The sequence below is a fragment of the Niallia sp. CD-39 genome, assembly GCF_059874745.1.
The window spans coordinates 172254-197309 of record NZ_JCBCPS010000005.1; the positions used below are offsets into that span (position 1 = coordinate 172254).

At 36.9% G+C, this 25056-nt stretch carries 22 protein-coding genes and 2 riboswitches; of the genes, 6 read left to right on the plus strand and 16 right to left on the minus strand.

What is annotated here, in order from left to right; all coding sequences use genetic code 11:
* Positions 1-233: 233 nt before the first annotated feature.
* Positions 234-1127 carry an RluA family pseudouridine synthase gene (locus AC6F34_RS12990; protein ID WP_500772785.1) on the plus strand — a complete coding sequence of 298 codons (894 nt, stop codon included), beginning with the start codon at positions 234-236 and terminating at the stop codon, positions 1125-1127.
* 49 nt (positions 1128-1176) lie between these two features.
* On the opposite strand, the gene helD is transcribed toward AC6F34_RS12990, so the two are convergent.
* The gene (gene helD, locus AC6F34_RS12995) at positions 1177-3420 is read right to left on the minus strand and encodes an RNA polymerase recycling motor HelD (protein WP_500772787.1); all 2244 of its coding nucleotides are present in this window, start codon (positions 3418-3420) and stop codon (positions 1177-1179) included.
* Between the two features lie 211 nt (positions 3421-3631).
* On the opposite strand from helD, the gene rluF reads away from it, so the two are divergent.
* Positions 3632-4342: a 23S rRNA pseudouridine(2604) synthase RluF gene (gene rluF / locus AC6F34_RS13000; RefSeq protein WP_500772789.1), complete on the plus strand. Its 711-nt coding sequence runs from the start codon at positions 3632-3634 to the stop codon at positions 4340-4342.
* A gap of 87 nt (positions 4343-4429) precedes the next feature.
* On the opposite strand, the gene AC6F34_RS13005 is transcribed toward rluF, so the two are convergent.
* Positions 4430-5479 carry a cytochrome-c peroxidase gene (locus AC6F34_RS13005; protein ID WP_500772791.1) on the minus strand — a complete coding sequence of 350 codons (1050 nt, stop codon included), beginning with the start codon at positions 5477-5479 and terminating at the stop codon, positions 4430-4432.
* Positions 5480-5796: 317 nt separating this feature from the next.
* Here AC6F34_RS13005 and AC6F34_RS13010 point away from each other — a divergent pair, with 317 nt between their 5' ends.
* A complete protein-coding gene (locus AC6F34_RS13010) occupies positions 5797-7098 on the plus strand; it encodes an NCS2 family permease (RefSeq protein ID WP_500772793.1) in 1302 nt (433 codons plus the stop codon).
* Positions 7099-7408: 310 nt separating this feature from the next.
* Here the strand turns inward: AC6F34_RS13010 and proC are convergent, their stop codons facing one another.
* Positions 7409-8230, minus strand: a complete 822-nt coding sequence (gene proC / locus AC6F34_RS13015) for a pyrroline-5-carboxylate reductase (RefSeq protein WP_500772795.1) — start codon at positions 8228-8230, stop codon at positions 7409-7411.
* Positions 8231-8456: 226 nt separating this feature from the next.
* On the opposite strand from proC, the gene AC6F34_RS13020 reads away from it, so the two are divergent.
* The gene (locus tag AC6F34_RS13020) at positions 8457-8657 is read left to right on the plus strand and encodes a hypothetical protein (RefSeq protein WP_500772797.1); all 201 of its coding nucleotides are present in this window, start codon (positions 8457-8459) and stop codon (positions 8655-8657) included.
* A gap of 113 nt (positions 8658-8770) precedes the next feature.
* Here the strand turns inward: AC6F34_RS13020 and AC6F34_RS13025 are convergent, their stop codons facing one another.
* The 8 genes from AC6F34_RS13025 to AC6F34_RS13060 all read right to left on the minus strand — a co-directional run bounded on the left by AC6F34_RS13025 (position 8771) and on the right by AC6F34_RS13060 (position 18299).
* The gene (locus tag AC6F34_RS13025; RefSeq protein WP_500772799.1) at positions 8771-9955 is read right to left on the minus strand and encodes a homoserine dehydrogenase; all 1185 of its coding nucleotides are present in this window, start codon (positions 9953-9955) and stop codon (positions 8771-8773) included.
* Positions 9956-9969: 14 nt separating this feature from the next.
* Positions 9970-11679, minus strand: a complete 1710-nt coding sequence (gene acsA / locus AC6F34_RS13030; protein WP_500772801.1) for an acetate--CoA ligase — start codon at positions 11677-11679, stop codon at positions 9970-9972.
* A gap of 13 nt (positions 11680-11692) precedes the next feature.
* Positions 11693-12430 (minus strand): ABC transporter ATP-binding protein, encoded by a 738-nt coding sequence (locus AC6F34_RS13035; protein WP_500772803.1) that lies wholly within the window; start codon positions 12428-12430, stop codon positions 11693-11695.
* A gap of 1 nt (position 12431) precedes the next feature.
* Positions 12432-13271: an ABC transporter permease gene (locus AC6F34_RS13040; protein ID WP_500772805.1), complete on the minus strand. Its 840-nt coding sequence runs from the start codon at positions 13269-13271 to the stop codon at positions 12432-12434.
* A gap of 12 nt (positions 13272-13283) precedes the next feature.
* A complete protein-coding gene (locus AC6F34_RS13045) occupies positions 13284-14261 on the minus strand; it encodes an aliphatic sulfonate ABC transporter substrate-binding protein (RefSeq protein WP_500772807.1) in 978 nt (325 codons plus the stop codon).
* Positions 14262-14278: 17 nt separating this feature from the next.
* Entirely contained in the window at positions 14279-16078 is a 1800-nt protein-coding gene (locus AC6F34_RS13050; protein WP_500772809.1) for a PLP-dependent aspartate aminotransferase family protein, read from the minus strand.
* Positions 16079-16193: 115 nt separating this feature from the next.
* Positions 16194-16304, minus strand: a riboswitch (SAM riboswitch).
* Between the two features lie 180 nt (positions 16305-16484).
* Positions 16485-16585: riboswitch (SAM riboswitch) on the minus strand.
* A 60-nt stretch (positions 16586-16645) separates the two neighbouring features.
* Positions 16646-17263: an NUDIX hydrolase gene (locus tag AC6F34_RS13055; protein WP_500772811.1), complete on the minus strand. Its 618-nt coding sequence runs from the start codon at positions 17261-17263 to the stop codon at positions 16646-16648.
* Positions 17264-17348: 85 nt separating this feature from the next.
* The gene (locus AC6F34_RS13060) at positions 17349-18299 is read right to left on the minus strand and encodes an MBL fold metallo-hydrolase (RefSeq protein WP_500772813.1); all 951 of its coding nucleotides are present in this window, start codon (positions 18297-18299) and stop codon (positions 17349-17351) included.
* Between the two features lie 158 nt (positions 18300-18457).
* On the opposite strand from AC6F34_RS13060, the gene AC6F34_RS13065 reads away from it, so the two are divergent.
* Positions 18458-18910 carry a hypothetical protein gene (locus tag AC6F34_RS13065; RefSeq protein WP_500772815.1) on the plus strand — a complete coding sequence of 151 codons (453 nt, stop codon included), beginning with the start codon at positions 18458-18460 and terminating at the stop codon, positions 18908-18910.
* Between the two features lie 48 nt (positions 18911-18958).
* Here AC6F34_RS13065 and AC6F34_RS13070 read toward each other — a convergent pair whose 3' ends face one another.
* From AC6F34_RS13070 to AC6F34_RS13085, 4 genes are all read right to left on the minus strand, one after another.
* Positions 18959-19228 carry a DUF3006 domain-containing protein gene (locus AC6F34_RS13070; protein ID WP_500772817.1) on the minus strand — a complete coding sequence of 90 codons (270 nt, stop codon included), beginning with the start codon at positions 19226-19228 and terminating at the stop codon, positions 18959-18961.
* 14 nt (positions 19229-19242) lie between these two features.
* Entirely contained in the window at positions 19243-20331 is a 1089-nt protein-coding gene (locus AC6F34_RS13075; protein ID WP_500772819.1) for an MBL fold metallo-hydrolase, read from the minus strand.
* 86 nt (positions 20332-20417) lie between these two features.
* Positions 20418-21896: a methyl-accepting chemotaxis protein gene (locus tag AC6F34_RS13080; RefSeq protein WP_500772821.1), complete on the minus strand. Its 1479-nt coding sequence runs from the start codon at positions 21894-21896 to the stop codon at positions 20418-20420.
* Complete coding sequence (locus tag AC6F34_RS13085) at positions 21896-22444, minus strand: GNAT family N-acetyltransferase (protein WP_500772823.1); 549 nt, start codon at positions 22442-22444, stop codon at positions 21896-21898. Before AC6F34_RS13085 ends, AC6F34_RS13080 begins: the two co-directional genes overlap by 1 nt.
* Before the next feature lie 344 nt (positions 22445-22788).
* Here AC6F34_RS13085 and AC6F34_RS13090 point away from each other — a divergent pair, with 344 nt between their 5' ends.
* Positions 22789-23466, plus strand: coding sequence for a restriction endonuclease (locus tag AC6F34_RS13090; protein ID WP_500772825.1), 678 nt, complete (start codon positions 22789-22791; stop codon positions 23464-23466).
* Positions 23467-23647: 181 nt separating this feature from the next.
* Here AC6F34_RS13090 and yhbH read toward each other — a convergent pair whose 3' ends face one another.
* Positions 23648-24811, minus strand: coding sequence for a sporulation protein YhbH (yhbH, locus tag AC6F34_RS13095; RefSeq protein ID WP_500772827.1), 1164 nt, complete (start codon positions 24809-24811; stop codon positions 23648-23650).
* Positions 24812-25056 lie beyond the last annotated feature (245 nt).

The window sequence follows — 25056 nt, forward strand, 5'->3', positions numbered from 1 at the left end:
CATACAAAAATGTGAGATTTTTCATAAATCATTTTTACCCACTAAGGATAACATAGGAAAGATGCAATGATTCATGGTAATTATACCCACGCATTTCCCTCTATTTTACACCAAATATAACTAGCGTAATGTATTTATGACAAAAAAGTTGAAATAAACACATTCGATTTTCCTATTCACCTTCTCTAGATTTAAAGTAAAATAGGCATATGTTATATATTAAGGAGCAGATGATGATAAAAACTAAAAGAATTGGTGATTGGTATGAATTCACTATCACAGCAGATTTGGCAAATAACACACTCGAGACTTTATTAAAAAACCATTTTCATTTTCCGAAAAAACCTTTGCATAAACTAAGAATGGACAAAGGTGTCAAAGTGAATGGTGAAGATCCTAACTGGTTAACACCCCTTCAAGAAGGAGATCGTATTATGATTCATTTATTCCAATCAGATACGTTAACTATTGAACCATCCTTTGAAGAGGTCGACATTTTATTTGAAGATGAACATCTGATTGTTTGGAATAAGCCTGAAGGCATGCTTACACATCCAAACGATGATACAACCACTAATACGCTATTAAACGTTGCAGTTGGACATATGATTTTATCTGGAGAGAATAGAGAAATTAGACATATACATCGGCTTGATCAGGATACTTCAGGGGTCATTCTTTTTTCTAAACATGCGATAGCTGGTGCCATCTTAGATCAAATGTTAGAAAAAAGAGAAATTAAACGGACTTACACTGCTGTTGTTCATGGATTAATGAATCAAAAGAGTGGCATAATCGATGAACCAATCGGTCGCGATCGTCACCATGCAACTAGGCGCAGAGTGTCAGAAAATGGACAAAAAGCAATCACACGTTTTCAAAGGCTTGGATTAAACCAACGGAAGAAACTGAGCTTGGTTCAGTGCCAACTTGATACTGGACGTACACACCAGATTAGAGTCCATTTGAGTCATTTAGGTAATCCAATTGCTGGAGATCCTTTATATGGAATCATTGATTCGTTTCCTAGGCTTGCCTTGCATGCAGCCAAGTTAGAATTCGTCCATCCGTTTACATTTGAAAAGATCGTAATCGAATCCCCTCTTCCAGATGAAATGAATATTTAAATTAAATAAGCGTAGACAAAGTCAATCTTCAACTTTGTCTACGCTTTATTCATTCTAGTAAGAAGTCCTCTTTCTTATCTCCTATAAAGTACAGCTCGTGTAAAGGGCGCGTCATTGCTACATAAAGTAAGGTTATATCTATTAGTGATTGAAGCTCATATTTTTCTTCTAATGAAAAAAGAATGACCACATCAAACTCCAACCCTTTTGCAAGGTACGATGGAACAATCACTACTTTATTCTTCGGTAAATCCTCCTGCTCCTCTAGTAAATGAACTTCTTCTTTATTCTTAAAACAGGAGACAAGCTTTTGACAGTCACTCCTCGTTTTTCCTATTAATGCTATTGTTTCTCTACCCTCCTCACGAATCGACTGAATTACTTTTTCAATTTGGTGAGCAATGTTTTTCCCTCTTCTAATAAAGGTTGGGTTCTTTCCATGGCGAACGACTGGGATTACTTTTGGAAAAGATTGCGGATATTTATGCAATAGTATGTTTGCCTGCTCCATTATTTCGACAGTCGTCCGATAACTCTTCTGAAGCTCTGCATAAGCAGCTCTAGGGAAGATTCGCTCTTTGATTAGTTCCCAAGAAGGAATCGAGCGATATGAATGAATTCCTTGCGCAAGGTCTCCTACTAATGTAAACATATCTGTATCAGCAGCATTTTTTAGCGCTAACAGCTCCATAAAGGAATAATCTTGTGCCTCATCAATCACAATATTTTTCATTCTAAGCTCTTTATCAATCCCATAAATGTGAACCTTCAAGTAAAGCAACAAAGCTAAATCTTCTCTTTCATACTTCTTTTTCTTGATTCGTTCATTCGTATAACGACAGATTAACTCAGCTTCTTCTTTTGTCAGTTCACCATTAGCCAGTTCCTGAAAAAATGACGGTTCAAATAATTCCTCATAATACTGAAATATGTTTTTTCGTGGAAATTGACCCATGTAAGTGCGTACAGCAGTTTTAATCGATAAATCTAAATCCTTCAACTTTTTCTCTTTCATATCCAACGCTTTGGACACGTACTTTCTTCTTAATTCAGGATCACCTCTATGATAAAGTGCTCGATCTAGTTTTGCCTCATAAAAATCTTCCACTCGTTTCCGAATCGTGGATTTCTTTTGTTTCACGGTATTTTGAAGGACATTTTTCAACTTTTCAACTCTACGGTAGAGAGGCAAATATTGATAGTCTGTTTGGAATAAATTCCAAAATTTCTTTTTTGAAAACAATCTGAATCGATCAACAAAAAAATCCTCTGTAGGTCGAAAGGATTGCGAAATATGATGTATATAATTTGTTAAAATCTTATGAATAACCGGGGAACTTTTCAAATAAGTTACGCGTTTTAACTCAGCTAATTCATCCTTTGATTCAATAAATGCAATCAGTTTATCGTCTGGAAGAATATTCAACTTCTTCCCTAAACATTGTTCAGCATACAATTGAAAGGTTGTTTGTTTTACTTTTTCTACACCAAGATCCGGAAGAGCGTCAGATATATAGTTAATAAAAAGCTTACTTGGAGCAATAATCATCAATTGATTTGGCTCGAAATGCTCTTTAAATTGATAAATGAAATAGCTAATGCGATGCAATGCTATCGTGGTTTTTCCACTCCCTGCTCCACCTTGAACAATGATTGGACGATTTAAGTCCGCTCGAATGATTCTGTTTTGTTCTTCTTGAATCGTAGTAATGATTTCGCTTAAACGATTGCTTGAACTTTTAGCCAGTGATTCTTGAAGCAATTCATCTGTCGTTGTTAAATCAATATCCCTTATCTCCTGTAGCTGCCCCTCTTCAATCATTAATTGTCGTTTTAATAATAGATTTCCGAAAAACTCTTCTTGATGAGCAACATAATGGACCTCACCAAGTCGACCTTCGTAATACAGATTTGCAATGGGTGAACGCCAATCGACAATGATTTGCTCCTGGGTTTCCCTTGAATAGAGAGATGTCTTTCCTAAATAAATCTTTTCAGTTTCTTTCTGATCATACCTTTGAAAATCCAATCTAGCAAAATAAGGTTGTTTTTTTGCATTTTTCAAACTCGATAATTCTTCTTTAGACATTTCAAAAAAACGCGCATTCGTTAATAATGAAACATAGCTCAAGCTCGACTCAAGCCAGTCTACATCACCGAAAGCTTCTTTCATGTTCTCTTGGAAATGTTCTCTGTTTGTTTCTGCCGTTTTTATGACGACATCCATATACCTTTGTGTAAAATCTAGTCGTTGGGTTTCTTGTGAAAAATCGGAGTTTTGATTAGTTGCCATTGTCTTACCTCCTATATCAATTCAGCCGCAAAGAAGGAAAACGGTAACAATGTCGCGTGAGAAGAATTTTATATTATCAGAAAGATATGGAATAATCAATCTATACTAGTCTTCTTAATTCAATATTTCTAAATAAACGTTTGTGATTCTACCTAAAAATGCAGTATAGTTAATATCTAATAAAACAACGTTCTATTAAGGATGTGAAAAATTGCGTATTAATAAATTTGTAAGTGAATCTGGCAAGGCTTCTAGACGTGGTGCTGATAAATTAATTACTGATGGTAGAGTTACGATCAACGGAAAACGCGCTACAATCGGTAGTCAAGTTGAACCTGGAGATCTTGTTCTAGTAGATGGAAACCCCATTCATGTTGCAAGAAATAATGTCTATATTGCGTTAAATAAACCTGTTGGTATTACAAGTACAACAGAAAAAGGTGTAAGAGGAAATATTGTTGATTTGGTGAACCACCCACTAAGAGTTTTTAATATTGGGCGATTAGATAAAGAGTCAGAGGGATTAATTCTTCTAACGAATGATGGCGACATTGTAAACGAAATTCTTCGTGCAGAAAACCATCATGAAAAGGAATACATCGTTTCAGTCGATCGACCAGTCACTCCTGAATTTTTAAAGAAGATGTCAGAGGGAGTGAAAATTTTAGGTACAGTAACACTTCCTTGTAAAGTCGTACAATTATCAAAGTTTGACTTTCAAATCATTTTAACTCAAGGGCTTAACCGCCAAATTCGACGCATGTGTGCTGAATTAGGGTACGAAGTATATAGATTGCAAAGAACACGAATTATGAATATTCATTTAGGATCACTACCTCCAGGACAGTGGCGAGATTTATCCAAAAAAGAACGAAACCAATTATTTAGAGAATTAAACTATGAACCTAAAGAATGGTACTAAAAACATAATTAATAATTATTTCTCTTTAAAAACAGCCAGAGAGCCTCTTACAAAATTAAGAGGCTCTCTGGCATATCATATAATCAATTAAGGTAGTTCAGGTGTATCAACCTTTGGAAGTTCTCCACTCATACTCTCTAAGAAAGCTACGAGTTGGCTAATTTCTTTATCAGTTAAATTTAATTCTTTTAGAAGAGGGCTTTTATTCGGATGACTTCCGCCACCGTCATTATAGTATACAATGACATCTTCAAGTGTTTTGAGGCTTCCATCATGCATAAACGGTGCTGTATAGGCAACGCCCCTTAGTCCTGGTGTTCTAAATGCACCTTTATCCTGTTCATTTTGAGTGACTTCAAATCTTCCAAGATCCCCTTCCATTCCTAAGTTATGATAAGAGAAGTCGGACATCATTGGCCCTGCATGACATGTTATGCAAGCTGCTTTTCCTACATAAAGTTTCATACCTTCTTTTGCATCAACTGAAATTGCATCTTCTTCGCCTTTTAAGTAACGATCAAAGGCTGTATCATTTATAACAATGGTTCTTTCGAATGTTGCTAATGCCTTTGCAATCGTATTTGCATTTATTTCTTCATTAAATACATCATTAAACATTTTCACGTAAGTTGGTACTCCATTTAACTCAATGACTAACTCGTCTAAATCTTGATTCATTTCAACCTCTGATTGAATCGGTCCAAGCGCCTGATCCTCTAAACTGTTTGAACGTCCATCCCAAAATAACTCTGGGTAATAAGCTGAGTTGATGACTGTTGGACTGTTTCGTGGTCCTTGAAACCCTTCAAAGCCTACGAATGTAGACATTCCGTCACCAAATCCAGCTCCTGGAGCATGGCATGACATACAGCTTTGTTTATTGTCACCAGACAATCTTGGATCAAAGTATAACATCTTTCCCAACTCTACTTTTTCATCCGTCATTGGATTATCTTCCGGTACAGGTACATCGCCTAGCGGTTCAAACATTGCTTTTGCTGCCTCTAACTCTTCATCTACTACTGGTGTTTCTTCTTCTGGTTCATTTGCATCTTTTGTAGTATCTTCATTACTACTACAAGCAGCCATTAAAAAAGCAGCAAATAAAATCATAAGGATAAACTTCATTTTCTTCATATGAACCCCTCCATTAAGAAATCTTGTGATCTGTATCACTAACCTCACTTTGATTATATATCGATAATTATTATTATTAAGAAATCATTTTCGAAAAGATTGTGACATTTTTCACATAATAATTTATGTATGATTTTTACTTATTTAAACGTAAAAATGCGCAAAATCACCTTTCACATTTATCCTTAAAGAGTTAGAATAGAAAAGTTGGTTTTACTAAAGGGCGATTTTCTAATAAACCACAACCACTTAGACATACTATAAAAAAGATTGCCACAAAGAAAATCGTTCAGAATTATATAAGTACGGAGGGCATCATGTTCAAACTGTCAGAAAATCAAACAACTGTGAAAACTGAAGTAATCGCAGGGATTACAACATTCTTAACAATGGTTTATATTGTCGTAGTAAACCCAGTCATATTAGCCGATGCTGGAGTTCCTTTTGAGCAAGTCTTTTTAGCAACAATCATCGCATCAGTCGTCGGAACATTGTGGATGGCTTTATTTGCAAATTATCCGATTGCTATTGCTCCAGGAATGGGATTAAATGCATATTTCGCTTATTCGGTCGTAGGTTCTCATGGAAATATTGATTATACCGTTGCTTTTGCAGCAGTGTTTATCGCTGGTATTATTTTTGTAATTCTTTCATTAACATCATTCCGTAAAAAGCTAATAGAGGCAATTCCGGAAAATTTAAAACATGGTATTACTGCAGGAATTGGATTATTTATTGCTTTCATTGGATTGCGTTTAACAGGTCTTGTGACAAGTCACCCAAGTAATTTAGTAACATTAGGAGATCTTCATTCTCCACAAGTGCTTTTAGCTATTTTTGGATTAGCCGTAACTCTCATTTTAATGGCATTAAAATTAAATGGCGCGTTATTTTATGGAATGATTCTCACTGGAATTATTGCATTTGCCACTGGACATTTAGAGTTTAAGCAAGGTTTTGTAGCAATGCCTTCACTACCAGATGGGCTTATGATTACAAATCCTTTAACAGCACTAAGTAGCGTAATTGAGCACAGCCTTTATGCCGTTGTTTTCTCATTTCTATTAGTTACGATCTTTGATACAACTGGAACAATGATTGGGGTTGCTCAGCAGGCTGGTCTTATGAAAGGAAATAAAATGCCCCGTGCACGTCAGGCACTACTAAGTGACTCGATTGCCACAACAGCAGGTTCAATTTTTGGTACAAGTCCAACAACCGCTTACATCGAATCGACCTCAGGTGTCGCAGCAGGTGGACGGACAGGCTTAACTACGTTAACCGTTGGAATTCTCTTCATCTTGGCTGCCTTTTTTGGACCACTTGTGAGTGCAGTTTCAAATATTTCAGCGATCACTGCTCCAGCTCTAATTATTGTAGGTAGCTTAATGATGGGTTCAATTGCTCAAATCAAATGGGGAGAAATTGATGAGGCATTCCCTGCTTTCTTAATTATCTTAACTATGCCTTTAACTTCAAGCATCGCCACTGGTATTGCGCTAGGATTCATCTCTTATCCATTATTAAAAATCGCGACAGGAAAATGGAGACAAGTTCACCCATTACTTTATATTTTCGCGGTATTGTTTATCTATCAGCTCGTGTTTTTACCACACTAAATAATTGATTCAATTGCTTTTTTGAAGGAAATGAATAGTCCTTCTAAAGCAGTCTAAGGGTTTCTCTTATTATCAAAAAGTACTACGATAAAAATGTAGACAAAGTCAGGAATCGACTTTGTCTACATTTTTATCTATGGAATATTTAATAAGTAGAGAAACCCCTCAGATTGTCTTGAAAACGCTTGTCAGACTAGGCGTGAAGTCGAATGAAGACCCGAATAGAACACATGGTTCATGAGGGGACGAATGAGACAAACAACGACGTATGCGAGCGTTTGTCAACAGTCTGCAAGCGTAAGGTGAACCCTTACGCTTTTTTACTATTTCCACTTAATTGAATCGTTTTTTCAAAGCATTGATTCATGCCATCTAATATGGCTCCTCGTAGCTGACTTTTCTCAAGCTGTGTGACTGCTGCAATTGTTGCCCCTCCTGGTGTACAAACTTGATCCTTCAATTCTCCTGGATGCATTCCGGTTTCAAGGACCATCTTACCTGCCCCTAATACGGCTTGAGATGCCATTCGATATGCTTGTTCTCTTGAAAAGCCTAATTGCACACCGCCATCAGCAAGCGCCTCTATTACCATGTAAATATAGGCAGGTGAAGATCCACTTAATGCTGGTACTGCATCCATTAACTCTTCTTGAATCATTTCAACTGTTCCAAAAGTTAAAAACAAATTTGTAACCACTTGAACGTCTTCATCTGTAACAGACTCATTCACACTTATTGCACTCATTCCCGCCCTAACAAAGGAAGGTGTATTTGGCATAGAACGAACAACTTTTATTGGAAAACCAAATGTATCTTCAATGTAAGCCAAATCGACTCCAGCTGCCATTGTGATGATGATCGTATCTTTCTTGACGATATCTTTTATTTCATTAATTATGTCCTTATGTACATTCGGCTTAATCGCTAAAAATAATAAATCAGACTTACGAGCCACTTCGGTATTGCTTATTGAAGTCTGAATATTAAACATACTTTGAACTTTTGATAAAGTTTTTTCTGTTTTCGCACTTACGATGATCTCCGTTTCATCCCAAGCTTTTGCTGTAATCAGTCCTCCAATAATTGCTTGAGCCATTTTTCCACAACCAATAAATCCAAGTGTCTTTCTCAAAAACTCCACATCCTTTTACTCTTCTGTTGTCATTATACGCCACGCTTCATGTCAATTCAAAAACATGCGACAAAAACGGTCACTTCAAAGTGGGGATTCTGAAAATTGTCGAACAAAAAAATGAGCTTTTTACTAGACTTTTTGCTATCTAACGTTTATTTTACTGTAAACGGGTAATATTTATTTTATATAATTGTAAGTATACTAACGAATGGATGGTGATCCGATGGGGAACAGTAATCAAACAAATTCTGAGAAAAAGCATGTAAATATTGGGGCAAATGTATCATTAAATGGTTTAGTTACTGCAGTCTATGACAATATGGTGCATGTACAAATCGGGGCAAAAATTGTAACTGTCCAAATGAAGGATTTATTAAATGTAAAATTACTTCAAAATCAACAAGCAAACACACCATCCCAATAATAGTTGCAAGTATATTGATAAGAAAAATTAAAGGAAATGAATCTTATCATTTCCTAAATTTGCAAGATAAAGATATGCGTTAACGTAAGAAACCCACAGTGAATGTGGGTTTTTTACGTTTGTTTGATTATGCTTGAATCAATCCATCTTGCTTCATTTGTATATAAGAGCTCATATCCATTTATCTCATTCATTCCAGAAATTTCAAGCACATAATGGGTATCGGTTAATTGTTTTACAATCTTTACATCCTTCGGTATTCGAGTGACATTCACAATTAATAATCTTCTTTTTTCAAGATGAAATCCATCCTCTTCACCGGCAAAAAAATGTTCATTATTTCTTTCGTGAATATGAACAATATCTTCGATAATTGCGCTTGCAGTTGGGAACATTCCAGCACCCGGTCCTTGAAGACTAATGGAACCCACAATATCTGCTTCAATATGAATGGCATTTTGAACATCCTCAATATGAAATAACGGATGATCTTCCCCAACTAACACTGGCTTTACTGTACAATGAACTCCCGCTTTAGTTCTTTTTAAAGATGCAACATGTTTGAAGCGTAACCCTAATTGTGCAAAAGCATGAATTTCCTCTTGTTGAAGATGATCAATCCCTTTCCTATCAACTTCGCTCCAATTCGGCTGTTCGCCGAAGACGACTTGGCTTAGAATCACTGCTTTATAAAAAGCATCAAACCCCTCAATATCATTCGCTGGATCACTTTCAGCATAACCATATTCTTGTGCAAGTTTTAAGGCTTCTGAAAAGGATTGGTTCTCCTCTCTCATTTTTGACAAAATAAAATTAGATGTCCCATTTAAGATTCCTTCTATTTTATGAACCTTATTTGCATTGAGCAATCGCTTCAACGTTTGAATAATTGGAATACCCCCAGCAACTGTTGCCTCGAATCCAGCCGTTACCTCATGTTGTATCGCTAACTTTTGCAACTCCACTCCATGATGAGCAAACATCTCTTTATTGGCCGTGATGACATGGCAGCCACGCTCAATTGCTGTTTGTAAATATTGATAGGCGGGCAAAACACCCACAATTGCATCAATTAGTACATCCAGCTTTGGCAGCCTCCAAAACACTTCAATATCATCAGTTAAAAGTACATCAGAGTGCGGCAATGTATGCTTATCTAAGTGCTTGACTAATACTGCGACAATTTTCACCTCTTTGCCAAGCAATTGCTTTAATCGTTGTTGATGTTTATTTATCGAGCTATATACCCCTTTTCCAACGGTACCATAACCTAATAAACCTATATGCAGCGTACTCAAAGCTCCTTCACCCCTCATCTCTTTAACTTCGCTAGCTCTCTCGCCTTTAACTCCCTGCGCAAAATTTTTCCACTGATTTTTGTTTTCGGAAGCTCATGAACAACTTCTAATTCCCTTGGGTAGGCATGGGCAGCAAGATTCTTGCGAACAAATTGACGAATTTCATCTAATAATTCATCTGATTCCTTATAGCCGCCCCTTAATACAATAAATGCCTTCACAATTTCACCTCTTAGGTCATCAGGCTTACCAATGACTCCCGCTTCTGCTACGGCTCGATGTTCTATTAGCTTGCTTTCCACTTCGAACGGGCCAATTCTTTCCCCTGATGAATTAATCATATCGTCGCTTCTTCCTTGGAAGAACACATACCCATCATTATCTTGGATCGCTAAATCTCCTGATACATACCACCCTGCAAATGGAAAGTAACTATCGTATTTTTCTTTATTTCGTAAAACTTCTTTCATCAATCCTGGCCAAGGAGCTTTAATAGCCAAATGACCGATGGATCCTCTAGGAACTTCTTTACCTTCATCATTTAAAATTGCTATCTTTATGCCAAGGAATGGTTTTCCCATAGAACCGGGTTTAATCGGTTGAGATGGAAAATTAACAATCAATTGTGCACCTGTTTCAGTCATCCACCACGTATCATGAATTCGATTATTAAGTGCTTCAACTCCCCAATAAATCACTTCAGGATTCAATGGTTCTCCAACACTTAATAAGTGACGGAGTGACCGCAAATCATAATGGGGCAGCAATTCATTCCCTTTTGACATAAGCATACGATAAGCTGTAGGCGCACTATACCAGACAGTTACTTTCGCTTTTTCGATCGTTTTATACCATGAGGCAGCATCAAACCGGCCACCGTGAATAACAATTGTAGCTCGATTTAATAGGGGAGCAAATATTCCATAGACAGTTCCTGTCACCCAGCCAGGATGCGCTGTACACCAGTACACATCTTCATCATGTAAATCAAGCACGAACTTGCCTGTTTCATATTGATGAATCATCGCTCGGTGAGAATGGATAATTCCTTTAGGCTTTCCAGTGGATCCACTTGTATAATGAATATTCAATCCATCATCCAGCTCCACCCATTCGATAATCTTTTCTTTTCCACTTAGCTGTTTGATTTCTTCATAAATAAAAACATCGTCATCGTGAATTGATGAGGACGATGTCGTGTAGAAGACTTTTTCTAGGTGAGGAAGATCAGCTCGCGGAACACGTTCACCTAATATATGGTCTGTAATTAAGAACCTTCCTTTACAATAAGCGAGACGGTCCTTAATTGCTTCCTCCATAAATGCCTCAAACAGCGGCCCAGCAATTGCACCTAATTTAATGGCAGCTATCATAGCAATGTAGCAATCATAGTGTTTCGGTAAGAAGATGAATACAAAATCCCCTTTTTTCACCCCGTGATTCCTTAACACCGCAGCCCATTGATCCGTTTTTTCCTTTAATTCTTTATACGTAATCTTTTTCTCAACTTCGTCAAGGATATAATGTAGTGCTGGTTTATTTCCAAAACCGTCGGCTACATGACGGTCAACACATTCATATGCCATATTTACTTGCCCAGTTTTCCTCCAGCTAAAATGTTGACCTGCTTCATTCCAGTTATAATGCTTGTATTGTGCATTATAATCAGATAAATGATAATTAGCCCCTGTTGCTTCAATGACTTCGTGTTTTGTTACAGCCAATATTATTTCCTCCTCATCTTCGTTGCACTTGTTTCGTTAAATCGAGTAGTTCAAGAATTTGCTCCTTCAATTCTCCTAATCTTGCATCCCCTCTTGCACGAGGCTTTTCTTTATCGACCGATATTTTTGCTTTAATTTCTCCAGGCTGACCTGTCATAATGACAATTCGATCACATAAATAAAGGGCTTCATCAATATCATGAGTAACGAGTAGAATCGTCGTATTGTATTTTTGAGAGATTGCAAGCAGCAACTCCTGCAATTGCATTTTCGTAAACGCATCTAATGCACTAAACGGTTCATCCAATAATAAAATTTCAGGTTCAGTAATTAATGCTCTAGCGATCGCGACCCGCTGTGCCATTCCTCCTGATAAGTCTTTAGGAAAATGGCGTTCAAATCCTGTTAAGCCGACCGCTTCCAAATATTCAGCTACTTTTTTTCCTTTGTTCACATCATTTTTCAATCCAAACGACACATTATCACTCACATTTAACCATGGAAATAGACGCGGCTCCTGAAAGATCATCCCAATTTTTTCATGAACGGTTTGAACTTGCTCTTCATCAATCTTTACAACACCGCTGTAGTTGGAATCTAAGCCTGATAATACTCGTAATAATGTACTTTTCCCGCACCCACTCGTTCCTAATATCCCTATTACTTCACCTTGATCAATCGATAGATTAATGTGTTGAAAGCCTGTTTCACCGTTTGAAAAAAGTCTAGTAACACGCTCAATTGAAAGCATCTTAACCACCTCGTTTATCTAGTGTGTCTTGCCAGTGTAAGGCTCGTGCTTCTATCGACTTTAGAATAGCGTCAGTACCCTTCCCTAATACTGCAAATAAAATAATGCTAGAAATGATTAAGTCTGGTGAATAGATGTTCTGCCCGTATACGAGCAAATAACCAATTCCTGTACTAGCCCCCATAAGTTCTGCTGCTACTACAAACATCCATCCTAAACCTAAGCCACTTCTCAACCCTACTAAGAATGACGGCATGCTTGCAGGCAAAATGATTTTTCGAATTAAATCAAAAGATGAAAAATGATATATCTTCCCTACTTCAATCCACTTACGATCAACACCTTGAATGCCAGAAACAATATTTAAATAAACAGGGAAGAACACACCTACTGCAATTAGAACAATTTTCGATGGCTCACCAATCCCCATCCATAAAATAAATAATGGTACCCATGCTAATGATGGAATGGAACGAAACGCTTGGATCAATGGATCAAACAAGCTTTCTGCTTTTTTTAAATAACCGACGACTGAACCAATAATTACAGCAGCCACAGTGCCAATAAGAAAGCCAATAAATAATCGATACAATGTAATTCCGACGTGCGCCCAAAGACTACCATCTGCAACCATGGATGCGATTCGTGAAAATACAATCGATGGAGCTGGCAACAAATGCGGGGCAAAATAGCCGGCTCTGCTTAATACTTCCCATACGAGAAGAAGAAGAAGTGGGACGACTGCTCCTAACGCTGCCATCTTTACTTTCTGATTGATTTTTACTCTTCTTGTTTCCTTTTCTTTATAGGCTTGCGTTACAGCAGTCGCTTTCAAACTCATTAATTGACCCTCCTACTTAATCACTTCATTTGCATACTGTGGTTGAATTAATTCATTCACTAACTTTTCTACATCCTTAGAAGTTTGAATAATATCCCCTTTTTGAAGGACAATACCAGCAGCATTTAATGCTTCTTTTTGTACATCACCAGGGATTGGATTTGAGAAATCATTTCTTTCAAGTTGTTTTTTAGCTACATTTAACGTAATTTGTGCTTCTTCGGCTAAGATTTCTGCCGTTTCTTCGGGGTTTTCAAGCACCCATTTTCTCGCCTTTTCATAAACTTCAATCACTTTTTCAACATATTCAGGATAGTCTTTAGCAAATGCACTACGAACATTGAGCGTTCCATACGTATTAAAATCTGCATTTCTATAAACAAATTTTGAATTTGTTTCAATTTCAACTCGCGCCATATGTGGGTCAAGACCAGCCCAAGCATCAACTTGATTTGTTGTTAAAGCACTTGCTCCATCAGAGTGCTGTAAATTCACTACCTCAACTTCTGAATGAGCAATCCCCGCCTCATCTAACGCTCTAAGTAAGAAGATGTACGGATCTGTTCCAACTGTTGCTGCCACTTTCTTCCCTTTTAAATCAGCCACCGTTTCAATAGTTGAATCCCCTGTTGTCAATAGTGCTGTCCATTCAGGCTTTGAATAAATGTAGACAGATTCGATTGGTGATCCATTTGCCTTCGCGATTAATGCTGCGGCTCCAGCAGTTGAACCAAAATCGACACTCGAACTGTTGAGAAATTCTAATGCTTTATTGCTTCCTTGGCTTAGAACGAATTCAACATCGATTCCTTCTTCTTCAAAAACCTCTTCTGCCCAACCAAATTTCTTTAGTACAACACTTGTTGGAGAATAATAAGCATAGTCTAGAACAATTTTGCTAGGCTTTTCACTGCCACCAGCACTGCTTGAGCACCCCATTAATAGCAAACTCAAAATCAATGGTATGAAAAAGGATCTTTTATTCTTCATTTCGCAATCTCCTTATTTTATATTTCACATGCAAAGGTTGTAATTGTTCCTCTAAGCCGCTGTGCCTCTTTATACGTACAGCGATTTTGCACAACTTCTAGCCCACCATCTTTCGCTACCTCAACGGCCTTTGGTGAAATAACACCCTCTTGTAACCAAAATACCTTTGGATGAATTTGCAATGCTTCTTTCGCTACGTCTATTGCTGCATCTGGACTTCTAAAAACTTGAACTATATCAATACCAAATGGAATCGATGGCAAATCTGGATAAGCTTTTTCACCTAGCACTTCTGTTTCACGCGGGTTTACTGGCACAATCTTGTATCCTAAGCGCTGCATTTTTCGAGCTAGGCGGTAACTTGGTCGGGCTGGGTTTCCACTAAGTCCAACAACCGCAATGGCTTTTTGGCGTTGTACTTCTTTCCCTTCCACTTCTTCTTTTACTGTTGAGGAATTTAATGCCCAGCGAATTACACCTTCATCATTTATCGCTGTTTCACCTTTCTTTTTACCTAGTGAAGAAATCCCCGTGGCGTTAAAAAACGCTTGATCAAGATCATTTGTTAAATCTCTAACGGATTCAATTCCTACGGATAATCGAATTAAATCCTCTGTCACGCCAGATTTTAGTAAATCTTCTTTTGTTAATTGCTGGTGTGTAGTCGATGCTGGATGGATAATGAGAGACTTTGCGTCACCCACATTGGCAACATGTGACCAGAGCGCAATTTCGTCGATCACTTTTTTACCAACTTCACGCCCTCCCTTAATACCAAAATTAACAATTGAGCCGTACCCACCGTTTAAATACTTTTGTGCTAATTTATGAGCAGGATGTTCTGCTAAACCTGGGTAGGATACCCATGCAACAGAATCATGATCTTGTAAAAACTCTGCTATTTTCTCAGCATTTTCATTATGTTTTTCTATACGTAAATGAAGAGTTTCAAGTCCTTGCAATAGCAGGAATGCACTATGCGGACTTAGACTTGAACCGAAATCTCTAAGTAGTTGTACACGTAGCTTCGTGCTAAATGCTAATGTACCGAACTCATTTGCATACACAATCCCGTTATAACTTTCATCCTTTTGTGTGAATCCAGGAAATTTCTCGCTATTCCAATTAAATCTTCCTCCATCAACAACGAGCCCTCCAATTGTCGTTCCATGCCCACCAATCCATTTTGTTGCAGAATGAATGACAATGTCTGCTCCCCATTGGATTGGTTTACAAAGTGAGGGGGATGCAAATGTGTTATCAATAATAAGGGGAAGACCATTGCTATGGGCGATTTCAGCAACTGCTTCAATGTCTAGCACATGAAGGCTTGGGTTGCCGATGATTTCTCCATACACGGCTTTTGTTTTTGATGTAATAGCACTTCGAAAATTCTCAGGGTCGGTTGCATCAACGAATTTTACATTAATTCCATATTTAGGTAGAGTCACTGCGAATAAGTTATAAGTGCCTCCATATAAATTAGCTGCTGCGACAATTTCATCTCCTGCTTGAGCAATATTCATAATGCTCAAGGCGATGGCAGCCATACCTGAAGAAGTTGCAACCGCTGCGACCCCATCCTCTAACAATGCAATTCTTTTTTCTAACACATCCACAGTCGGGTTCCCGATTCGTGAATAGATATTGCCTGTTTCATCAAGAGAGAAGAGGCTTTGTGCATGCTCTGTGTTATGAAACACATACGAGCTTGTTTGGTAGATTGGTACTGCACGAGATCCGGTCGTTGGATCTGGAGATTGTCCTCCATGTAATAATATTGTCTCATCTTCATATGCATTGTAATTTGACGTCATTGATAAAGCCCCCTAAATTTATGTTTTTACTTGGATATAAACAATCACTACTACGTATAAAGAGATATACTTTCTAACATATAAAACCCCTCTTCAATAAGAAGAGGGGTTCCTCGTCTTATCTTCCAGATGCTAAGCATCTGCAGGATTTAGCACCTTTTCAAGCTTTCGCTTGAAGGTTGCCGGACTTCTTAGGGCCTGATCCCTCCGTCACTCTCGATAAGTTTTTATTCAATTAATGCTTTAAAAGGCTAATTAGTTAATTGGATTATAAAACAACATATTTACGATGTCAATATAAAAAAACTGAATATTAATTATTTTCAAATTACTTTATAATCAAGATTATACATACTAAAAACCTTCTGATGATCAGAAGGTTGATGTAAGAGCATATTCTCAAGCCTTCTTATCTACGGAATTTCTTCCTCTGAACTTGGCACCGTGCATTGATTGCCGGTTGCCGAGGCTTCACTGGGTCAGTCCCTCCACCTCTCTTGATAAGAACATATTCATGATATTGTTACACTCATATTATGGATAAATTTCTTAATTGTCAATCTTTTTTCACTCTTCTTCAATTAAATGAAGAAAATGGAAAAGGATTCTCGCTGTTAATCCCCAAATTACTTTATCCTCAAAGTAGTAAAAATATTCCTCCATCCTTCTCGTTTGCCAATTGTATTCCTTTCCACCGATTGCTTCATATGGAAAGCCTTCTTCTGGCTCTATTCGAAATCCTACATGAAAGATATCCGGTTTTTGTTTTTTCAGCTGAGATAATGGAATTGTAAAAACTTCCTCAACTTCGTCTGGATTGGGTTTGATTTCTTGAATACTGTTGATTTTTCCGACAAAAGGATAGATGATCGTTCCAAATGGGGAGATCATATAATCCAACGGGGCTATGCTCTCAATGGAACTCGCTTTTATCCCCAGCTCCTCTGTTGTTTCTCGAATTGCCGTCATTTGCTGATTGTCATCTTCAAGGTCAACCTTTCCGCCTGGAAAGCATATTTCCCCTGGTTGACGGCGCATTTTTAATGATCTAACTTCAAATAAAACATGATATTCATTATTTAATTCAACTATTGGCAATAACACCGCAAACTTTACAAAGCTCTCACTTCCTAAAATCATTGGAGTTCGCTTCTTCAATCTGCTAAGAATATTATCAATTTCCATTTCCTCACCACCGAACAAAGATGTGCTTACCTTTTATTGTACTTCAATTTCATTCAGTAATGAAATTTACGGTTTTCGCTAAACTTTATTTTTGAAGACGGTCAATAACCCCCATTGCACTAACCCTCATATCCATCTTTAAAATTTCTGCTGCATCTACTGAAACATGAATATCTTTTTCCTTTAGATGAGTATAAACAGCGTTATATAAGTTGCCAAATAAGATATTTGCTTGTTCCATGAACGTTTTGTCTTTATGAACACTTACTACATTTTTTCCTTCCTCCACAAAAATCGGTAGCCAATATTTAAGTTGCCGTATAACCTCTGATGGGTTTTCGCTCATTCCATAATGCCCAAAATAAATTCGGTCAGGATGTAAGCTTAAAATCTTATCTGCGGAAAGCTTCATTTCATCTTCATGAAACTGGTTTGGTGAAGTCGAAGGCAAATAAAGCTCGTAGCCTTCATCTAAAATTTGCGGATATCGTACTCCGATCGTATCTCCGGTAAATATACCATTGCTTAGAGAATCGTGGATTGAAAAATGATGTCTCGCATGTCCTGGCGTGTCATAGAATGTAAGCGTACGTTCTTCACTTATTCTTAAGCTTGTTCCATCTTCCATTGCGACAATTCTTTCTTCATCTATTGGCAGAATTGGGTCAAACAAACGATCAAAATCTTTCCCATAAACACCTTTAGCACTTGCTATTAACTTATTTGGATTGGCAAGATGTCTTTTTCCTTTTGGATGAACATACACAGTTGCATTCGGACAGCTTTGCAAAAACAAGCCTGCACCACCCGAATGGTCTAAATGAATATGTGTCACAATCACATGCTTCACATCATCAAGTGATATTTCTAGCTCATTCAAACCATTAATGAGGTGAGGAACGGATGGACTTGCACTCGTTTCTATCACTACAACCTCATCTTCCTCATTCTTCAATATATAAGAACCTGTTCTTCTCTGTTGGTTAAGGTCCATTAAATCAATTAAATATACACCTATTCCTAAATTCTCTACCATTTTATCACTCCTATATGAAATCCCTTTCATTGTACTTTCGAGACAAAACGAGAGATATCCTGTTACAATTTGTAAAATTTATCTTCAACATTCCTCATGAAAAGTCAATTTATTGTAAAAGCTATCACTATAACAGCTCGTATAGAAAGGAATTTGTTATGTTTACTCAACTTTTTTTATGGTCCTTACTAATTCTACCCTATGGGCTTTTTTATTTTCTCGATCAAGAAAGAGTGAAGCGTTTCTTACCTGGTGGATTATTTTGTGCATTAATTCTTACAATCATCTTTCAATTGTATGAGCGTTACGGACTGCTTGAGGTGGTCGAAACTGTATTCCCACTTACGAATACTACACCATTTATTTATGGAATCTATATTGTACTACCGACCATTTTTCTTTATTTTACCTTTGGTAATTTTGTTCTTTATTTAGTTTTAAACGTGGTGAGTGATTTTGTTTTTGCCTTCGGCATTTTAAATATTTATGAATACTTAGGCATTTACAAAATAGAAAGCAACATACATATTGTCATATATCTTGTTTCTGTAACACTAGCTATACTCATTTATTTGTTTCAAAAATGGCAGTACCAAGAACCAAAGCATTAAGTAAGAAGAAAGACTAGTCGCCTCATCTCTCTTCCTCCCTAATTTTTGCTATTCCTTTTTAAAGCGACTACCACCTTTTTTCATTTTCAATGCATTCATTTTTCGCTTGATTCGGTCTTTAGCTTGTTTGTTGTATGCTTCATCAAACTCTATCGATTCAATGCGATTCGCCTCGATTTCAACTTTTACCCAATCCCCTTCTTTAACGTCAGGTGGAAGCTGTGAGACAGGGATTATAGATTCAACTTCTAATTCGCCAACGAGCAATACTGCAAGTTTTCCATCTTCAAATCGATCAACATATGCCTTTTCGATCATGATCGTCCCCTCCTTTATTGAAAACAAATGATGTTCTGCATTTTTATTTCGTTCATTCGTGCTTCGCCAATACCATCTATTCTTTCTAATTCCAAGTAAGAAGCAAAGGGGCGTTCCTTGATTACTTGCTTCACACGCTCTTCTCCAATATGTTGAATTTGCAGCAGTTCTTCTTCCGAAGCAACATTAATCCGTATATCCCCGTCTTTACAGCTAATGTTTGGCTCAGCCTGCGGTTTTTCTTTAACCATGATGGAGGTGTTGTCTATACGAATATTCTTGCCATCTGTATAAAGAAGAACCGTTCCATTCTGAGCTGTTTCATAGATATCCACATTAAGAGCTTTCAATCTTGCAATGACTTCATCATGTGGGTGACGATACATATTATCTTGACCCGCAGATATGATCGCAACCTCAGGATTCACCCTATGTAAAAACGTCTCACTATTTGATGTATTCGAGCCATGGTGACCAACATGGAAAACATCTGCACTTACATCAAAAGCCTGAATCATTTGCTCTTCTGCTTGAATTTCAGCATCTCCAGTAAATAAAAGCTCGACATCACCGTATGTAAATTTCACACTAATTGAATTATCATTCACGTTTCCATCTAAAGAGGTTGGATGCAAAACTTCCCCCCTTAACGATCCTATTTCAACTTTCTCTCCAGCTCTAGGTTCTTCATATGTGACATCTGAAGCAAGAATAGAATCAATGACTTTCTCAAACGTTCTAGAGGACATTTCCTCTCCATTCAACCAAATTTCACCAACAGGAAATTGCCCTAGTACTTGATCAATTTGGCCAATATGATCCGCATGTGGATGTGTACCAATTATTAAGTCGATGTTTTCTAAAGATATTTCTTCTAAGTAGGTCACGACTTCGTCTCCACCTTGATTTCCTGCATCAATTAGTACCGTAAAGTCTTCCCCTTGAAGCAAGGTAGCATCTCCTTGACCAACATCGATAAAATGAACAATCATCTCGCCACTTACTTCAACCTTACTCGCTTGGTGATTGCCGCAACCGATCAACCATACCATTGATAACACCATTAAACCTATTACTGCATGAATTTTTCTTGGATGTTTCATCTTTTTCTCCTAACATTCTAGCTTTACCATTATTATAGGGGATATAGGACATGAAGAAAACCGCCCAATACTGGACGGCTCAGTTGTTATTTAGTCACATTTAATTTTTGAAATTGCTTTTCAAGATTTTCAAACCCTTTAGAAATGGAGTGAATATCTTCATGTTGTGAAGATACTAAGTTTAATACATCATGAAGGCTATTTTTGCTTTGATCGGTGATTGTTGAGCTGATTTCTGCTTTTGCCTCCATCTCCTCCATCATTCCTTGTACAAGCATTATAAACTCTTGGAGCATATTTGTTTTCTCAGAAAAACTTTGCATATAAACATCAACGTTTTTAAAAATGGCTTTTACTTCTTCCATTCCATGACGGTTCTTCTCAATCGCAGTTTGTGACATGGAAATCGTATTTGAAGCATCCTCAATTTTTTCACGAATGGCCATAAGTAAATCGGAGATTGAGTGGGATGATTCTTGTGATGATTCCGCCAACTTACGAACCTCATCTGCAACAACAGCAAACCCTTTCCCGTGTTCCCCAGCTCTCGCTGCTTCAATCGTTGCATTCAATGCAAGCAAGTTCGTTTGGGCGGAAATGTTCGTAATTGTTTGAATTATTTTTTCGATATTCTCAGTTTCTTGATAAAGGTCATCCATTAGACGAATTGTACTATGAATGTTTACATTAAACTCCTCTAAGTCACCGTCCAAATGGGCAATTCGATTACCTGTCTCATCTGTTGCTTCCACTGTCGACACGACATAGCCATTCATCTCAGTGACTGATGAAGTAATTTCTTGAATTTGTCCAGCTACACTTGTCATCTCTTTAGACAAGGATGCGGAATGTTCCATTTGGGTATCAAATGAATTTACAATCGATCGAATCGATTCAATAATCTCTGTTGATTGTTCATTTGTTTGTTCTGTTGTATTGTTTAATTGCTCTTGATATGCTTTAACAGATAGCAAGGAGTCTTGGATGTTTTGTAGCATTTGTTGCATCGATTCTTTTGATTCAATCGCTTCTTTCTTCTGATCCTCTAATTCATGTTGAACTTTATTATTAAATATTGAATGCATAAAGCAAGATACGGAAACGAAGCAGAACATGATGATATAGTAAAACAAATCTTCGATATTGGTTGAGTGGAAGATTTCCTGACCTAAAGTAAGAAAGTAGAAGATCAGAATACCTAAAGTAATCGTAATCGATAAAGTATTGATGATTTTATCCTGGTAAATTCCCATTATAGCCACAAAGAAAAATAAGCTCATGATATTAATCATATGTGGGTCTGCTAAAATCACAAAAAACATCGATACACCAATAATGATTAAATTAAAGTACTTTATCCACGGCGCCATCCTATCTCGATATTTTGGTTTATTTGATATGTATGTGATTGGAGCAACTATTCCGTAAAGTGTCGCTAACACACCAATAACTAATAAAAAATAGTCTTGATCTACAATCAAGTTTAAAATCTGTACAACCGTCACCGTCGCAGCAAAAACAAGCACGACCCAGTTATTTCGTCTTCTTAATAATTCTGTATCCATCAGACATGTGCACCTTCCCTTTTTTCAGCAACCGTTTCAAACCAACTGTATTTATTAGTATGTAAATGATTGTATATTTCTACGAGATCATATAAAACCGGGATGACATCATCCCCTTTATACCATCTTCTCTCATCAATTTTTTTCCCAACCAAGTTGTATCGAGCAATAAACATCTCATATACATCTGGGTCAATGAGGCCAACAACATGCGTGTAACCATTCTCCTTTCCGTATTGAATCATGTAAGACACAATTTCTGTTCCTAACTTCCCTCTAAAAGCTGGGAGCACTGAAAAACTATCAATCTCTACCACTTTCATTTCCTCTGTAATAACTGGCTCGAATAAATCCTTAATCATTTGTTCGCTTTCATCACCATATGGTGTGAATTCAACGGTTCCCCCTGCAGTATCCTCAACAAAAAAAAGAAATAATTCTGATGATTTTTTACCATATTCCATTTCATAGCCTTCTAGCTTCCAGGATACACCTTTGATTTTGTCAAATTCTTTTCTTTGTTTAGGTGACATGACTTTTTTGTACATTTGATCTCTCCTATTCAATTGAAGAATGATTCATCCATTTATGCAAAAAGAAAAGGCATCAAATTAAGGATGCCTTTTGCTACAAATGATACAGTTGTATAACTAGTCGATTTATAGAAGACAAGGAAAATTATTCTATTCCTTAGTCTTATCGACTGATCAACCAATATTTTAAATAAGAAGAAAAAAATTCACTAAATATCCACAATTTTTGAATTTTTCCACCTTCTCTTCTACTTTTTCACTTCTTTAGCTATGATTTAGCTATTTAATCTATAGATTAATCAAGGTATACTGCAATAGTATACTATACCAAAAGAACTATAAGACAGGAGAAAAGTATGATGAATCACAAAGAAAGAAATGACCTAACATCTTTTATTGCCTTAGCTACATTGATTGGGTTTTATTTTATTAAAGATCCAATTATTACTTTGTTCCCTTTTTTTGAAAATGGACTATTATTCTTCATTGTATTCCTATGTGCCTCTCTTTTGATAAAAATGATCTTGATAAATCTCATACCTATAAAAAGTAAGAAGGCTGCTAAGAAAAAAAAGAAAGTCGTTAGAAAAAATGCCTCTAAAAATAATACAAATAATACTCAGATTAGAGACTTAAGTACACTTTTAAAAGTTCCCTTCAGTAAAATGAACGGTCATGAGTTTGAATACATTGTGGCAGAATTTTTCAAATCTAAATATAAAGATGCAGAACAAACGAAGGTGGCGAAGGACGGTGGTGTTGACATTACCTTTACAGATGAAGATGGTTTTAAAGTAGCTGTTCAAGTTAAACACAAAATGGAATCAGGAAAATCAATTACCGAAAGTCAACTTCGAGAGTTAGTCGGATCACAACGAAATCATAAATGCCATCGAGCATTGTTTGTTACTTCTACTAGCTATACACCTGATGCAATGAGATTTGCTGATTCTCATCGTATGAAGACTTATAGTGAAGTTTGGATGAATGGCACTCTACAAAAATGGAGAAACAGTCAACTAAAGAAAATTAGTTGAAGAGATTATTGTAGAATTTTAAATCAACGAAAGCAGAAGGAAAAGCTTGAATATGAAAGAGATATAGCTGGAAATTGGCATGTAGGCGAAAGAATATTCGAGGATTTTTACAACAATTTTAATATTACCTCTACACGAATAAAAGCACCTACCCTTATGATTGGGGAGGTGCTGACTTTCTTTACCCGACCATTTCTTCTTCTTTTTTGAAGAATGATTTCATCGCATGGAAGACGTCGGATTTTTGTTTTAAAATGTAATGTTTGAATTGGTCATGCTTGATGTTTTTATAAGCAGACATTAACGTCGAGTGACGGTTGTATTGATTCACTTCACCATAACCAAACATATTTGATAATTTCATTAGCTCTTCAACAAGCTTGACACAACGTGCATTATCAGAGGTTAGGTTATCTCCATCCGAAAAGTGAAATGGGTAAATATTAAATTGATCTGGATTGTATTTCGTATCAATTAACTCAATTGCCTTTTTATAGGCTGAAGAACAGATCGTTCCACCACTTTCACCTCTAGAAAAGAAATCTTCCTCTGACACAACTTTTGCTTCTGTATGATGTGCAATAAATTCAATATCTACTTTTTCATATTTAGTCCGTAAAAAACGGGTCATCCAAAAGAAAAAGCTTCTTGCCATATATTTCTCCCAAATTCCCATTGAGCCGCTAGTGTCCATCATTGCTAACACGACTGCTTTAGAGTCCGGCTTGATAATTTCATTCCATGTTTTAAACTTTAAGTCTTCCTTATAAATTGGATGGAACGCTGCTTTTCCTGTCATCGCATTTCGTTTAAATGCAGTCATCATCGTGCGCTTCTTATCAATATTGCCCATTAAGCCTGTTTTCCTTATGTCATTAAATTCAATATCCTCAACAACTTGTTCCTTCATTTGCTTCTTCTTCAGGTTTGGCAATTCTAATTCTTTAAAAAGTGCGTCTTCAATTTCCATTAAGGAAACCTCTGCTTCAAAATAGTCCTCACCCGCTTGATCACCAGCACCCTGACCTTTCCCCTGGCCTTTCTCACGTGATCCATCACGAGCGACAACATCCCCAACCTTACTTTCACCATCGCCTTGCCCTACATGTTTGTTTTTATCGTAATTGTAACGAATTTTATATTCATCTAGTGACCGAATTGGTATCTTAACAACATCCCTACCATTTGACATGATGATGTTTTCTTCCGTAATTAAATCAGGTAAGTTGTTACGGATCGCCTCTTGTACACGATCTTGATGACGTTGCTGGTCATCATGCCCTTTCCGATGGAGGGACCAATCTTCTTGTGAAACCACAAATTGATGATTATTCTCGTCGCTCAAAATAAATGCCCTCCTTTTTTAACTATATATGCACACATTTAGCTCCCGTGACATACAATACTTTGAGTGTCAAAACTCCGCATTCAATAGATCCGTGCTTTTAAGGTGTAAAAAAACCTATCATTTCTTTGTTTATAAAAGGAAATGCAAACGTGAAAAAATGTTTATTACTCTATCATATGCTCATCTGCTCAATAATTTACAAATAATTTCGAAAACAAAGGCTAGAATCTTAATTTAGACAA

Excerpts from the sequence above, each read along its gene's own strand:
- AC6F34_RS13050 (WP_500772809.1), bottom strand. The coding sequence starts at position 16,078 with ATGACGTCAAATTACAATGCATATGAAGATGAGACAATATTATTACAT.
- helD (WP_500772787.1), bottom strand. The coding sequence starts at position 3,420 with ATGGCAACTAATCAAAACTCCGATTTTTCACAAGAAACCCAACGACTA.
- AC6F34_RS13035 (WP_500772803.1), bottom strand. The coding sequence starts at position 12,430 with ATGCTTTCAATTGAGCGTGTTACTAGACTTTTTTCAAACGGTGAAACA.
- AC6F34_RS13075 (WP_500772819.1), bottom strand. The coding sequence starts at position 20,331 with ATGAAACATCCAAGAAAAATTCATGCAGTAATAGGTTTAATGGTGTTA.
- AC6F34_RS13040 (WP_500772805.1), bottom strand. The coding sequence starts at position 13,271 with ATGAGTTTGAAAGCGACTGCTGTAACGCAAGCCTATAAAGAAAAGGAA.
- AC6F34_RS13080 (WP_500772821.1), bottom strand. The coding sequence starts at position 21,896 with ATGGATACAGAATTATTAAGAAGACGAAATAACTGGGTCGTGCTTGTT.
- AC6F34_RS12990 (WP_500772785.1), top strand. The coding sequence starts at position 234 with ATGATAAAAACTAAAAGAATTGGTGATTGGTATGAATTCACTATCACA.
- AC6F34_RS13085 (WP_500772823.1), bottom strand. The coding sequence starts at position 22,444 with ATGTACAAAAAAGTCATGTCACCTAAACAAAGAAAAGAATTTGACAAA.
- AC6F34_RS13055 (WP_500772811.1), bottom strand. The coding sequence starts at position 17,263 with ATGGAAATTGATAATATTCTTAGCAGATTGAAGAAGCGAACTCCAATG.
- AC6F34_RS13045 (WP_500772807.1), bottom strand. The coding sequence starts at position 14,261 with ATGAAGAATAAAAGATCCTTTTTCATACCATTGATTTTGAGTTTGCTA.
- AC6F34_RS13060 (WP_500772813.1), bottom strand. The coding sequence starts at position 18,299 with ATGGTAGAGAATTTAGGAATAGGTGTATATTTAATTGATTTAATGGAC.
- AC6F34_RS13005 (WP_500772791.1), bottom strand. The coding sequence starts at position 5,479 with ATGAAGAAAATGAAGTTTATCCTTATGATTTTATTTGCTGCTTTTTTA.
- AC6F34_RS13070 (WP_500772817.1), bottom strand. The coding sequence starts at position 19,228 with ATGATCGAAAAGGCATATGTTGATCGATTTGAAGATGGAAAACTTGCA.
- AC6F34_RS13010 (WP_500772793.1), top strand. The coding sequence starts at position 5,797 with ATGTTCAAACTGTCAGAAAATCAAACAACTGTGAAAACTGAAGTAATC.
- AC6F34_RS13090 (WP_500772825.1), top strand. The coding sequence starts at position 22,789 with ATGAATCACAAAGAAAGAAATGACCTAACATCTTTTATTGCCTTAGCT.
- AC6F34_RS13065 (WP_500772815.1), top strand. The coding sequence starts at position 18,458 with ATGTTTACTCAACTTTTTTTATGGTCCTTACTAATTCTACCCTATGGG.
- AC6F34_RS13020 (WP_500772797.1), top strand. The coding sequence starts at position 8,457 with ATGGGGAACAGTAATCAAACAAATTCTGAGAAAAAGCATGTAAATATT.